Annotated in this window: 13 protein-coding genes; 9 read left to right on the top strand and 4 right to left on the bottom strand. The window is 41.9% G+C overall.

The genetic code is table 11. The annotated features are described in order from the left end of the window. The first annotated feature begins 5 nt into the window (after positions 1 to 5). The 7 genes from EP57_RS15330 (at position 6) to EP57_RS15300 (ending at position 7,643) form a co-directional block, all read left to right on the top strand. Positions 6 to 788: a gamma-glutamyl-gamma-aminobutyrate hydrolase family protein gene (locus EP57_RS15330; RefSeq protein WP_052167717.1), complete on the top strand. Its 783-nt coding sequence runs from the start codon at positions 6 to 8 to the stop codon at positions 786 to 788. Positions 789 to 806: 18 nt separating this feature from the next. Continuing rightward, entirely contained in the window at positions 807 to 2,447 is a 1,641-nt protein-coding gene (locus EP57_RS15325) for a peptide ABC transporter substrate-binding protein (protein WP_036088139.1), read from the top strand. 259 nt (positions 2,448 to 2,706) lie between these two features. Then, on the top strand, positions 2,707 to 3,120 hold the full coding sequence (rpsL, locus tag EP57_RS15320; protein WP_036088138.1) for a 30S ribosomal protein S12: 414 nt from the start codon (positions 2,707 to 2,709) through the stop codon (positions 3,118 to 3,120). 29 nt (positions 3,121 to 3,149) lie between these two features. Further along, complete coding sequence (gene rpsG / locus EP57_RS15315) at positions 3,150 to 3,620, top strand: 30S ribosomal protein S7 (protein WP_036088137.1); 471 nt, start codon at positions 3,150 to 3,152, stop codon at positions 3,618 to 3,620. A 75-nt stretch (positions 3,621 to 3,695) separates the two neighbouring features. Continuing rightward, entirely contained in the window at positions 3,696 to 5,786 is a 2,091-nt protein-coding gene (fusA, locus tag EP57_RS15310) for an elongation factor G (protein WP_036088135.1), read from the top strand. Between the two features lie 106 nt (positions 5,787 to 5,892). Then, on the top strand, positions 5,893 to 7,080 hold the full coding sequence (gene tuf / locus EP57_RS15305) for an elongation factor Tu (RefSeq protein WP_036088134.1): 1,188 nt from the start codon (positions 5,893 to 5,895) through the stop codon (positions 7,078 to 7,080). 80 nt (positions 7,081 to 7,160) lie between these two features. Next, positions 7,161 to 7,643: an NUDIX hydrolase gene (locus tag EP57_RS15300; RefSeq protein WP_036088133.1), complete on the top strand. Its 483-nt coding sequence runs from the start codon at positions 7,161 to 7,163 to the stop codon at positions 7,641 to 7,643. 54 nt (positions 7,644 to 7,697) lie between these two features. On the opposite strand, the gene EP57_RS15295 is transcribed toward EP57_RS15300, so the two are convergent. The 4 genes from EP57_RS15295 to EP57_RS15280 form a co-directional block, all read right to left on the bottom strand. After that, on the bottom strand, positions 7,698 to 8,678 hold the full coding sequence (locus EP57_RS15295) for a polyprenyl synthetase family protein (protein WP_036088131.1): 981 nt from the start codon (positions 8,676 to 8,678) through the stop codon (positions 7,698 to 7,700). Between the two features lie 18 nt (positions 8,679 to 8,696). After that, positions 8,697 to 9,233 carry a flavinylation system FAD exporter subunit EetB gene (gene eetB / locus EP57_RS15290; RefSeq protein WP_036088129.1) on the bottom strand — a complete coding sequence of 179 codons (537 nt, stop codon included), beginning with the start codon at positions 9,231 to 9,233 and terminating at the stop codon, positions 8,697 to 8,699. Positions 9,234 to 9,255: 22 nt separating this feature from the next. Then, entirely contained in the window at positions 9,256 to 9,693 is a 438-nt protein-coding gene (locus EP57_RS15285; protein WP_036088128.1) for a NusG domain II-containing protein, read from the bottom strand. A gap of 113 nt (positions 9,694 to 9,806) precedes the next feature. After that, complete coding sequence (locus tag EP57_RS15280) at positions 9,807 to 11,690, bottom strand: FAD-dependent oxidoreductase (RefSeq protein WP_036088126.1); 1,884 nt, start codon at positions 11,688 to 11,690, stop codon at positions 9,807 to 9,809. A gap of 392 nt (positions 11,691 to 12,082) precedes the next feature. On the opposite strand from EP57_RS15280, the gene pplA reads away from it, so the two are divergent. After that, positions 12,083 to 12,979 carry an extracellular electron transfer flavoprotein PplA gene (gene pplA / locus EP57_RS15275; RefSeq protein WP_036088124.1) on the top strand — a complete coding sequence of 299 codons (897 nt, stop codon included), beginning with the start codon at positions 12,083 to 12,085 and terminating at the stop codon, positions 12,977 to 12,979. Positions 12,980 to 13,123: 144 nt separating this feature from the next. After that, a complete protein-coding gene (locus tag EP57_RS15270; protein WP_036088122.1) occupies positions 13,124 to 14,206 on the top strand; it encodes an FAD:protein FMN transferase in 1,083 nt (360 codons plus the stop codon). Positions 14,207 to 14,214: the final 8 nt, after the last annotated feature.

Raw genomic sequence — 14,214 nt, 5'->3', positions numbered from 1 at the left:
CGGCCATGACTGCTATTATTGGAATTTCTGCAGCACAACTAAGCGAGCAGGTACCAAACACGATTTCACGCAACGGCACATTTGTCGGCGGCGACTACATATCCGTCGTTGCAAAAAGCGGGGCAGCCCCGTTTGTTATACCAGTCACGGACGCAAATCTCGTCACTACTTTTGTCAATCAGATTGATGGGTTGATTTTATCCGGTGGCCAGGACGTTTCCCCGTCGCTATACGGCTCAGAACCAACCGACAAGTTAGGTCACACCTCACATGCCCGCGACATTTTTGAATTAGCACTTTTACAAGAAGCATTGGCGCAAAAGAAACCGGTATTAGCAATTTGCCGCGGCGCCCAGCTTTTAAATATCGCACTTGGAGGCACATTGCATCAGGATACGAGCTACATGGAGCGCGCGAACCTGTCACACATGCAAGAAGAAACTGCAACCACAGCCACACATCCTGTGCAAATCACAGAAACATCACGACTTTTCAAAATGTTAGGAAATACAGCGCAAGTTAACTCTTTCCATCACCAAGCAATCGATGTATTAGGCGCAGGCCTTCACGTAAGTGCAACAGCCCCGGACGGCGTCATCGAAGCAATCGAAAAGCCGGGCGCACCATTCGTCATCGGCGTCCAGTGGCACCCAGAACTAATCGCCGAAACCGACATCGGAATGCAACGCCTTTTCCAAGAGTTCATAAAAAGCGCCGAACATAGCGCTATCAAACAATTTTACAATGCAGCGCCAATAAATTTTAAAAAGAGAGCTACATTACGTTAGCAAAAGGGAGGAAACAACATGAAAAATGGGATACTTATCACGATGATTTTACTACTCGGCGTTGTTATCGCGGCATGCGGAGGCAGTAAAGGGGACAAACAACAAGCAAGCACTAGCGAAACAAAACAAGCTATCAAAGTCACATCCGCAGGCGAAATCGCAACACTCGACAGCGCGCTGTACAGCGACACATTCAGTTCAGATGCAATCGGTCAAATTTCCGAAGGCTTATACCGCGTCAATCCCGATAACGAGGCAGAACTCGGCATCGCTAAAGCCGAACCAACCGTGAGCGCTGACAAAAAAGTATACACATTCCAACTACGCGATGACGCTAAATGGTCAAACGGGGATCCAGTCACAGCCGCCGACTTCGTTTACGCATTCCAAAAAGTCGTCAACCCAAAAACAGCATCCCCAAGCTCCAACCAACTCGACGTTATCAAAAACGCAAACCTCATTCGCAACGAAAAAGCCGAGCCAAGCACATTAGGCGTCAAAGCCATAAACGACAAAACGCTCGAAATCACACTAGAAAACCCAATTCCATACTTACCAAAACTGCTAACCGGCACACCATTTTTGCCACAAAATGAAAAGTTTGTCACGTCTACAGGTTCTAAATACGGCACGTCCGCAGACACCGTCCTATCCAACGGTCCCTTCCTATTAAAAGACTGGTCAGGAATCGGCACATCATGGACATACATCAAGAACAAAGACTACTGGGACGCCAAGAACGTCAAACTAAACAAAGTCTCCACCCAAGTCGCTAAAGACACCGGCGCAGGCGTCAACCTCTACGAAACTCGCGACGTCCAATACACCGCCCTAACCGACGAATTCGTCCAAAAATACAAAAACGACAAAGCCTATCATTCCGATTCCAAATCACTAATTGGTTATCTCGGATTTAACGAAGACCGCGTATCTACCGGCAATGTCCACCTGCGCAAAGCACTATCCATGGCATTCGACAAAGAAGCCTACACAAACACAATACTTGGCGACGGCTCCAAACCACTAAACGGCTATATCCCTGCTGACTTCGCCAAAGACCCAGCAAACAACAAAGATTTCCGCGCTGAAAATGGCGACCTAGTCACATTCGACCCAGACAAAGCAAAATCAGAATGGGCAACAGCCAAAAAAGAACTCGGCGTTGACAAACTAACTCTAGAAATCCTATCATCCGACACCGAAGTCTCCAAGAAAACCGTCGAATTCCTACAAAGCGAAATCCAGAAAAACCTACCCGGCCTCACTATCAAACTAAAAAGTGTCCCATTAAAGAACCGTCTAGCCCTGACAACAGCTGGCGATTACGACATTTTCTACGGTACATGGTCACCAGACTACAGTGATCCAATCAACTTTTTAGAAGTTTATCAATCCGATGGCGGTCTTAATTTTTCGAAATATAAGAGCAAGACTTACGATGTGGGGCTAAATGCGGTTAAGAGCACATACGCGACTGAACCCGAGAAACGCTGGGATGAAATGCTGACACTTGAGAAGCAACTCATCCAAACCGATGCCGTTATTGCTCCATTTTATCAAGGCGCAACAGCATACTTGCTAGACCCGAATGTGAAGGGCGTTCAAATCTATCCATTTGGTCGAAATATCTCTTACCGACTAGCCTACGTCGACAAATAAGCAACACGGAAGAAATAGCTAGAACAACCGAACCCAAACGGCTGTTTTAGCTATTCTTTTTGCGCAAGAACATATAGCCGAAACCCTTGACAACATTACCGAATAAGTGTTATTATATCAAAGGTGCCTCTCTCACTTGTATTGAGGTATAGAAAATAGAAGCTGTTGCTAGGGAAACCTATCAGCAATTTTATTTTAAAGAAAAAATGAACCACCTGGATGTGTGGCTCTAGAAAAGTTGGAAGGAGGAAACCAAAAAATGCCTACAATTAATCAATTAGTTCGCAAACCGCGTCAATCTAAAATTCAAAAATCAGATTCTCCAGCACTTAACAAAGGCCTGAATACTTTCAGAAGATCATTAACTGACGTTTCATCTCCACAAAAACGTGGTGTATGTACTCGTGTTGGTACAATGACTCCGAAGAAACCTAACTCAGCGCTTCGTAAGTATGCCCGTGTACGTTTGACAAACGGTCTTGAAGTAACTGCTTATATCCCAGGTATCGGACACAACCTACAAGAACATAGTGTAGTACTTATTCGTGGAGGACGTGTTAAAGATTTACCGGGGGTACGTTACCATATCGTACGTGGTGCTCTAGATACAGCTGGTGTTGAAAATAGAGGACAAAGCCGTTCTAAATACGGAACGAAAAAACCTAAGAAATAAACTAAACTCATTAGAAAGGAGGATATCCAATGCCTCGTAAAGGTCCTGTTGCTAAACGTGACGTATTGCCCGATCCGATTTATAATTCGAAATTGGTAACACGTCTAATCAATAAACTTATGATTGATGGTAAACGTGGTAAAGCACAATCTATCATCTATTCAGCTTTTGATATCATTGCACAAGAAAGTGGTAAAGATCCTATGGAAGTATTTGACGAAGCAATCAAGAACATCATGCCAGTTCTTGAAGTTAAAGCTCGCCGTGTCGGTGGTGCTAACTATCAAGTTCCGATTGAAGTTCGTGCTGATCGTCGTACAACACTAGGTCTACGTTGGTTAGTTAACTATTCACGTCTACGTGGAGAGAAAACTATGGTAGAACGTCTTGCGCACGAAATTCTTGACGCATCTAACAATACTGGTGCTTCCGTTAAGAAACGCGAAGACACACACAAAATGGCAGATGCAAACAGAGCATTCGCTCACTATCGCTGGTAAGATTTTTCTTATCCGCACAAACCAGGCAACAATTGCTGCCTAACTAAATCGTTAATAATGGAAGGAGAAATACCCATGGCTAGAGAGTTCTCCTTAGAAAAGACGCGTAATATTGGTATTATGGCACATATTGATGCTGGTAAAACCACTACTACAGAGCGTATCCTTTTCTATACAGGGCGTATTCATAAAATTGGTGAAACACACGAAGGCGCATCCCAAATGGACTGGATGGAGCAAGAGCAAGAACGTGGTATCACGATCACATCCGCTGCGACAACTGCGCAATGGAAAGGTCACCGCGTAAACATTATCGATACTCCTGGACACGTAGACTTCACGGTTGAAGTTGAACGTTCACTACGTGTATTAGATGGTGCTGTTGCCGTTCTTGATGCACAATCAGGTGTTGAACCACAAACAGAAACAGTTTGGCGCCAAGCAACTACTTACGGGGTTCCTCGTGTAGTATTTGTTAACAAAATGGATAAAATCGGTGCTGACTTCTTGTATTCAGTAGGTACATTACATGACCGTCTTGATGCAAATGCACACCCAATCCAATTACCAATCGGCGCAGAAGACACTTTTGAAGGTATCATTGACTTAGTTGAGATGAACGCTTTGTATTATCTTGATGATGTAGGAAATGATCCTGAAATCCGTGAAATCCCAGCTGACTTGAAAGAGCTAGCTGACGAATACCGCGGCAAGCTAATTGAAGCTGTTGCAGATTTAGATGAAGATCTTATGATGAAATATCTAGAAGGCGAAGAACCTACAAAAGAAGAATTGAAAGCTGCGATCCGTAAAGGAACACTAGCTGTAGAATTCTACCCTGTTGTATGTGGTACAGCATTCAAAAACAAAGGTGTACAACCGATGCTTGATGCAGTACTTGATTACCTTCCAGCTCCTACTGATGTCCCAGCTATCAAAGGTATTTTACCAGGTAGCGAAGATGAAGCAGAACGTCATGCAAGTGACGAAGAGCCATTCTCATCATTAGCATTTAAAGTTATGACTGACCCTTATGTTGGTCGTCTTACTTTCTTCCGCGTTTACTCAGGTACTTTGAACTCAGGTTCTTACGTTCAAAACTCATCTAAAGGTAAACGTGAACGTGTAGGTCGTATCCTACAAATGCACGCGAATCACCGTGAAGAAATCGATATCGTTTACTCTGGTGATATTGCTGCAGCTGTAGGTCTTAAAGATACTACAACTGGGGACACTCTATGTGATGAAAAGAATCAAATTATCTTAGAATCTATGGAATTCCCAGAACCAGTTATCTCGGTTGCGATTGAGCCTAAATCAAAAGCAGACCAAGATAAAATGGGTCAAGCTCTTGCAAAACTTGCAGAAGAAGATCCAACATTCCGTACAGAGACTGACCAAGAAACTGGTCAAACAATCATCTCTGGTATGGGTGAGCTTCACTTAGACATCCTTGTAGACCGTATGCGTCGTGAGTTCAAGGTAGAAGCTAACGTGGGTGATCCACAAGTTTCTTACCGTGAAACATTCCGTCAATCTGCTCAAGTCGAAGGTAAATTCGTTCGTCAATCAGGTGGTCGTGGACAATATGGTCACGTTTGGATTGAATTCAGTCCTAACGAAGAAGGAAAAGGCTTTGAGTTCGAGAACGCTATCGTTGGTGGTGTTGTTCCACGTGAATACATCCCAGCAGTTCAAGCAGGTCTTGAAGGCGCACTAGGAAATGGTGTACTTGCAGGATATCCGCTAATCGATATTAAAGCGAAATTATATGACGGATCTTACCATGATGTCGATTCCAATGAAATGGCCTTTAAAGTGGCTGCTTCTATGGCTCTTCGTAACGCGGCTAAGAAATGTAACCCTGTCATCTTGGAACCAATGATGAATGTTGAAGTAATTGTACCTGAGGATTACCTTGGAGACATTATGGGTAACATCACATCTCGTCGTGGTCGTGTAGATGGTATGGAAGCACGCGGTAACGCTCAAGTTGTTCGTGCATTCGTTCCACTTGCAAACATGTTTGGTTACGCTACGTACCTACGTTCAAGTACGCAAGGTCGCGGTGTTTACACAATGCAGTTTGACCACTATGAAGAAGTTCCAAAATCTGTTGGTGAAGAAATTATTAAAGCTAACGGTGGCAATAATAAAGAGGATTAATTGCAAACTAGCGTTATATCCTGTATAACTAAATAGTAACGAGATTCATGTGGCTTGCCTGCATGTTATCAATAATTTTTTTAAACATTAAGGAGGAAATTTTAAAATGGCTAAAGAAAAATTTGACCGCTCAAAACCCCATGTTAACGTTGGTACTATCGGACACGTCGATCATGGTAAAACTACTTTAACAGCTGCAATTACTACTGTATTATCTAAAAAAGGTTTTGCAGAAGCTTCTGCATACGACCAAATCGATGGTGCTCCAGAAGAAAGAGAACGTGGTATCACAATCTCTACTGCACACGTTGAGTATGAAACTGAAAACCGTCACTACGCACACGTAGATTGCCCAGGACATGCTGACTATGTTAAAAACATGATCACTGGTGCTGCGCAAATGGACGGTGGTATCTTAGTAGTATCTGCTGCTGATGGCCCAATGCCACAAACTCGTGAGCACATCTTGCTTTCTCGTCAAGTTGGTGTTCCTTACCTTGTTGTATTCATGAACAAATGTGATATGGTAGACGACGAAGAATTACTAGAATTAGTTGAAATGGAAATCCGTGATCTATTAACAGAATACGAATTCCCTGGCGACGATATTCCTGTAATCAAAGGTTCTGCACTTAAAGCTCTTGAAGGCGATGCAGCATGGGAAGAAAAAATCAACGAACTTATGGACGCAGTTGATAGCTATATCCCAACTCCAGCTCGTGACACTGACAAACCATTCATGATGCCAGTTGAGGATGTATTCTCAATCACTGGTCGTGGAACAGTTGCTACAGGTCGTGTTGAACGTGGCCAAGTTAAAGTTGGTGACGAAGTTGAAGTTGTAGGTATCGAAGAAGAAACTAAGAAAGTCGTTGTAACTGGAGTAGAAATGTTCCGTAAGTTACTTGACTATGCTGAAGCTGGCGATAACATCGGTGCACTTTTACGTGGTGTTGCTCGTGAAGAAATCCAACGTGGTCAAGTATTGGCTAAACCGGGTTCAATCACTCCGCATACTACTTTCAAAGCTGAAACTTATGTTTTATCAAAAGAAGAAGGTGGACGTCACACTCCATTCTTCAACAACTACCGCCCACAATTCTATTTCCGTACTACTGACGTAACAGGTGTTGTTATGCTTCCAGAAGGTACTGAAATGGTTATGCCTGGCGATAACGTTGAAATTTCAGTAGAACTAATCGCACCAGTTGCGATTGAAGAAGGTACTAAATTCTCTATCCGTGAGGGTGGACGTACTGTAGGCGCTGGAGTAGTAGCAACTATCTCTAAATAATAGCCTTTTTAAAAATCCTGAACGGTCGTGTATGCGACTGTTCAGGATTTTTTGTATAGTTATGAAAGGAGCTAGCAACAATGTCAGTATATGCTACACATTTCGGGGTATATGGAGTTCATTTTAGGGCAAGGAAGCTTTTATGTATTCATAAAAATACCGGACCGTATAAAAATAGATTTGATTTGCCGGGAGGTAGCCAAAAACAATCCGAAAGCCTTATTGATACGCTTAAAAGAGAAGTGATGGAAGAGACGGGTTACTCTGTTATAAACTATGCTAAGGTAAGATGTTATGATGCTTTTGTGAAGCGAAATGATAAAACAGTACACCATGTTTTTGTTCTGTACGATATGGAAGTAGGGCAAAGAAAAGAGTTGCATCTAGAGTTAGAAAATGAGGAAAACGATTCTTTAGGGTGTTCGTTGGTAGACTTACATGATCTAACTAAAGATAATGCATCCCCAGTAATACTTAAACTATTGCAAGAAATCAAAAATGAGTTCGCTGATAGTGTGTTAAATGCCAGCAGTTACGAAAATTGGGTAGTGAAAGAGAAGTAGCTTTTGATATTAATTCTGCACCACGAAAAAAGACATCTAATCTCAATTCACAGATTAAATGTCCCTTTCTAATATCGAAGCCGTTAGTTCGTACATTTGGTCACGATACTCACCGGCAGGCAGTTTTTTAATTTCTTTCAATGCTTTCTTTGTATATTTATTAGCGAGCGCGAAAGCTTTGTCGACGCCGTTATATTTGGTGATAAGTCTGAGCAACTCTTTTAAATCAGCATCGGTCATGTCCAAACCTTTTTCAAGCAGAGGGTGGAAAAGGTGGGCGTTTCCTTGCATCGCATAAATAAGTGGTAGCGTATAAACACCCTGTTTGACGTCGTTTAGAACCGGTTTTCCTAAGCCGTCATTGGAACTCGTATAATCCAGTACGTCATCAATAATTTGAAAAGCCATGCCGAGATAGTGACCGACATTCCAAGCATTGCGTGTTTGAAAACGTGTTGCTTTGCTTTGCAGTGCGCCAGAATACGTGCTCAAAGCGAAAAGTTGGGCTGTTTTTCCGGAGATGCGTGACAAGTATTGGCGTACCGTTACTTGCAAATCATAGCGAGTCCGCATTTGATCGAGTTCGCCCATCAGGATTTTCTCGATGCTCTTGCTGTTGAATTCGATAGTAGAAACAGAATCCGCGTGGCTGGACAGGATTTTAAAACAAATACAGAAAAGATAGTCGCCAGTGTAGACGGCGTAATTACGACCGTATTTGGAATGAATCGTTTCAATGCCACGACGAGTTGGCGCATCATCCACCACGTCATCATGAATAAGTGTCGCCATATGTAAAACTTCCAATGCAGCAGCAACCGCGATGGCGCGATCACGATTGTTATCAGGCCCGATTTGTGCAGCAAGCATTGCGTAAGCAGGGCGCAACAACTTACCGCCAGCATGAATCAGCGCTTTCACATTTTGCTCGACTTGTTTATCTCGAATTTGGACATTTTTTTCAATAGTTGTGAGTACATCTTGCAAATCAATTTGTAGATTTGGATAGTTATCCCACATCGGGTGAAGTTGCATAGTTCATCCTCTTTTCCCTTAATTTTGAATCGGTTCATTTGTTTTATTAAAAGCACGTAAAGTTTGCACGTTTTTGATAAGATAGTTAGCTGCAATCCCAACAGCAATCCCCGAAAGAATGCCGATGAACGAAAGGACAGGGAGGTAAAGCATAACGCTCCAACTGCCAGCAATCCAACTCGCGATGACTAACTGACCGACATTGTGTAAAATCCCGCCAGTCGTACTAACCCCAATAATACTTACCCTTTTTGGCCCAAGTTTCTTCACAAGCCACATACCACCGAAACTTAAGATCGCTCCAGCGGCACTGTACATAAACGTAGAAATCGTTCCACCAAGCAATGTTGCCAAAACGAGGCGAATACATATAATCATAAACGTATCTTTCGTAGATAGCGTATATAAAGAAATACACGTAATAATGTTAGCTAAACCAAGCTTAGCCCCGGGTGCAAAAGCGAAAGGAAACGGAATCGCGCGTTCCAGCAGACTAATAACAACGGCTTGCGCGGCCAGTAATGCAATATATACTAATCGCTTATTCTTAGTCATGTACACACCCCCTAATTAAAAACTATGAAGGAATAATAATCCCGTCATCTGGCTCTGTTTCGCCAGTTTCTGATTGTACTTCAATAACGACTTTATGTGGTAGACAAACGATGGTTTGCCCGATTTTGTCAATAAAGCCAACACGAACGCATACTTGATCGTTACAATTAGCGCCGCTGATGCGGATTCGTTCGTTCTTCACTTCAATATCATTATAGTCGCCATCTTCGGCCTTCACGCGAAACTTCTCAGTACCCGTGTGCCCAGTCAAATCCACACGTTTGTACTCTTTACCGTCCACCTTAACAACGGCCACCAGTTTTGACGATGATCCAGCAGGTGGGGCAGGTTCTTGCGCTTTTGCATATGTAAAAATAGCTAGAGGCAAAAAAGAAAGAATGGTCAGCAGTACGATAATAATAACATCCCAACGTTTAACCATATGTAAGTATTCCTTCATGGTTCTTGTCCTCCCTCTAACTAGTTTCTCTTAACATTGTAATACATTAGTCTAAAAATATATAGCGAAAGACAGTTTTTAGCTGCCTTTCGCTAGGATTTAAGCGTATAAAATTACTTGTCTCGGTATATGGAGCTTTCTTTTCCGTACCACCAATGGCCCAAGTGTCTTTGGAACCAAGGCATAACCCAGTAATCCAAACCGAATGTACGTCCAGCGCCATTCATTAGTGCAAGTGAAGCAGGTAGCGCCCAGAATTTGTCCCAACCAAGCATTGCGCAAAGAGTGAACATTACAAGGAAACCAGCGCTTCCGATATTTACTAACCAAGTGAATAGACCAACTACTAAAGCAAGACCGATTGCTAACTCGATAAACGGTACTACTTTTTGCATGAATAGTGCTACGTCAAGGTTTGGCATAATTAATTTCATAATCCATTCAAACCAACCAGGCATATGACTCAAAATTGGTGTTGTTACGTTTGTTGCTGCAGCTCCAGCCGCGTCTCCTGCTGCTTGAGAAGCCCCAGAAGTTGCATCCGTTTGTAACCATTCGAATGGCATTTTTGAAGTTGTTGCTGTTAACCATGAATCAGATCCAAGTCCTTGGAACAATGGTTTTAAGTTCGTAAGGCTAACTTTATCCCACGTTGTTTCACCATAAATCTTAGAAAGTGCTTCATCAACCCAGAACCAACCGAGATAAACGCGGAGTGGTAGGGACCAAAGAACGTTACCATAGCGGGATGTCCAGCCACGGAAGATGTTACGATTGTCTCTAATATGGAAGAACTCGTGGAAAACGTATTGCGTCATATAGTAACCACTACGGATTCCGAAGAAGTAGTAAAGGTTAACCATGTGTTTCATGAAAATCGCGAACCAGCCATGTAAACGAAGACCGCCTAAGTTAGCAACACCGTATTTAGAGCCGATGGAAACCATGACACCGTGGTATTTACCTTTATAAGCTTCTTTTTCTGTTCCGCTGATTTCAGCAATGATGCTTTTTGCAGCTGTCATACCAGTTTGTTCCGCTGCTTCAACGATTTGAGGAGTTGGTTTGCCTTCTTCCTCTTCGTAGTAAGCTAAGTCACCGATAACGTATGTGTTTTCGAATTTCTCAGCTTCCATGTATTCATTAACTTTCAAACGACCAGCACGCGCTGCTTCCATACCGTAATCTTTCGTATCAGAATTCGCACGAACACCAGCAGTCCAAATCAATGTATGCGTTGGAATTTCTTCGCCAGATTTCAAGACAATGCTCTCAGGTTTAACCTCAACAATGGCAGCGTCTTTCATAATCTTGATGCCTTTTTTCAGCATGAATTTCTCAGCTTTATCAGCATCTTTGCGATCTAACATGTTCAGAATCGTTGGTGCCGCTTCGACAACAATCAATTCAATTTCAGAAACATCCACCTTGTTATCTTTAGCAAGGCGTGTTTTCCAGTCAAGCAATTCCCCAACCATTTCGATCCCAGTAAAACCAGAACCACAAATAGCAAAAGTAAGCATGGCTTTACGTCGCGCTACATCTTGCTCCTCAGAAGCGTCATGCACGATAGTTTCGATATGTTCGCGTAATTTAACCGCGTTCTCCCAAGACCAAAGTGTGAAACCGTGTTCACCAACACCAGGAGTTCCGAAGTCATTTGGCTCGCCGCCCATACCTAAAACTAGGTAATCATACGGATAGCTTCCATGTTCTGTAGTCACTGTTTTTGTGTCGTGGTTTACATTAGTTACGTTATCCGTTACCAATTTCACCTTCGTACGATTAAACAAATGGCGTAAATCATACTGTATTGCTGTTGGTTCTACGCGTCCCCCAGCTACTTCATGTAATTCAGTCATCATCGTGTGATAGGAATGTCTATCAATTAACGTGATCGTCACCGAATCGTCTTTCTTGTACTTTTTCGCTAATTTCTTAGCCGCATGTACACCTGCATATCCCGCCCCTATAATAACGATATTCTTTTCAGGCATATGCTTTCTCAACTCCTTGTAAGTATATTCACAAAAATTATAAGTCCTGTTACTAAAAATTATAGTAATAACCTATCATAGTTTAACAGATAGAACAAACGCTGTCTAGAGGTCTTTACCCTTAAAAAGTGAGAAACAAACGCAAATTCGAACGGAAAGCACGGCGCCGCAACAAACCCGATATGTGTCAAAAAAATTGAAATATAATACGGGAAATTAATTAAGTAATCGCTTTCTGAAAATTGTTAGTTTTTGAATCTGGTGTACTAAGTGTAGACAAATTGAGACAATAATGTTATATTTAAGTGGAATTAAGGTGAGCTTGTGATTTTGCGCGATTTTCATTGTTCATGTTATCACAAGTAATATTTTAAAAGGTGGGAGCTAATTTTATGAAGAAGAAAAAGTTGGTAATGGCTTTGACAGCTGTAATGGCGTCAAGCATGTTGTTAGTAGCATGTGGGAATGATAATAGTAGCGATAGCAAGTCTAGCGATACTAAACAGTCAGATACAAAGAAAACAGAAGCTAAAACAGATGGTACAATGACAGACGGTACTTACAAATTAGAAGAAAAGAACTTCGATGACAACGGTTGGAAAGCTAAATTCTCAATCGACGTTAAAGATGGTAAAATCACTGAATCTGACTACAACTACGTAGACAAAGACGGTAAACTGAAAACAGACGACGCTGACTACGAGAAGAACATGAAAGCTAAAGTAGGAACAGGTCCACAAGAATATATTCCAGCACTAAACAAATCATTAGTTGACAAACAAGTAGCAACAGACGTTCAAGTAGTAACTGGAGCGACTCACTCTTCTGATGCTTTCATCAACTATGCGAACCAATTAATCCAAGCAGCACAACGCGCAGACACAGCTACAATTGAAATCAACAATGGCGCTAAATTAGAAGACGGTAAATATTCATTAGAAGAACAAAACTACTCACATGGCTACCGTGCAGTATTCAGCATGGAAGTTAAAGATGGTAAAATCACGACATCTGACTACAACTACGTAGACAAAGATGGCAAGAAGAAAACAGACGACGCTGACTACGAGAAGAACATGAAAGACAAAACTGGCGTTGGTCCACAAGAATACATCCCAGCACTAAACAAAGCTCTTGTTGACAAACAAAACCCAGGCGACGTAGCAGTAGTTACAGGCGCAACAAACTCTTCTAACTTGTTCAAAACATATGCTGCACAACTTTACAACGCAGCTCAATCTGGTAACACAGATATGATCAAAGTTTACAACAAAGTAGAAGCAGAATAAGTAAATAAGTTTACAACAAATCAAGGGCTTCAGAGCGAAAACTCTGGGGCTCCTTTTTGTTGACAAAGCAATCAATCACCGATACATTAAAGTAGCAATCATACCATTTCAAAAATGAATCCCAATTCGAAAGGTGCAACTAAAATGAAGAAATTCTATATGTTATTTCTCCTACTAATCATGGCGGTCGTTGTCACAGCTTGCGGTAACGATGACACAACTGCTAAAAAAAGCGATACATCTAAAGATTCTGATCCAGTTCTACTTTCCCAACCATATACAAAAACAGACTTTCTAATGGGAACAGTCAATGTTATTAAAATCTACGACAAAGGCAAAGAGGATGTCCTTCTCAAAGCTTTTGACCGAATCAAAGAATTAGACAAACAAATCACAACAAGCGATAGCGGCAAAACATCAGAAGTCGACAAAGTAAATTTAGCAGCTGGCGAGAAACCAGTAAAAGTGAATGACGATGTTTACTATTTAATACAAGAAGGTTTGAAATATAGCGAAAGCTCAGGCGGTAGCTTTGATATTACAATTGGCCCGCTAACTTCACTATGGCATATCGGCTTTGACGATGCACGTAAACCAAGCCAAGCGGAGATTGATGCCAAATTACCTTTAATTGACTACAAAAAAGTAAAAATGAACGACGCAGACAAAACCGTATACCTCGAAGAAAAAGGCATGGAACTCGATCTTGGCGCCATCGCTAAAGGTTACATTGCAGATGAAGTAGCGAAAGTTTTAGACGCAAATGGCGTAACTACAGCAATCATTGACCTTGGTGGGAATATCATTGTGAAAGGTGACAGTCCAAAAGGCGGTGACTGGGTAGTAGGTATTCAAGATCCGTTCGAATCTCGCGGAACAGTCATTGGCACGATTCCAGAAGCAAACAAATCGATTGTAACATCTGGTATTTATGAACGTTATTTGGAAGTAGACGGCGTTAAATACCATCACCTATTGGACCCTAAAACAGGTTACCCATTCAACAATGATATCGCAGGCGTTTCTATCATCTCTAAGAAATCTATTGATGGCGACGGCCTTTCCACAGCGACATTCTCCAAAGGTATTCAAGGCGGTATGGCGTTCATCGAAACATATAAAGACGTAGAAGCGATTTTTGTAAGTAAAGAAAAGAAAGTATACATTACATCTGGCTTGAAAGGGAAGTTCAAGTTAACAGATAAGAATTTCCAAATGGCGAACTAAAAGGAGTG

This window comes from Listeria booriae, from assembly GCF_000766865.1.
GTDB lineage: Bacteria > Bacillota > Bacilli > Lactobacillales > Listeriaceae > Listeria_A > Listeria_A booriae.
The sequence above is the reverse complement of the archived record's forward strand: the minus strand, read 5'-3'. Positions and strand labels throughout refer to the sequence as shown.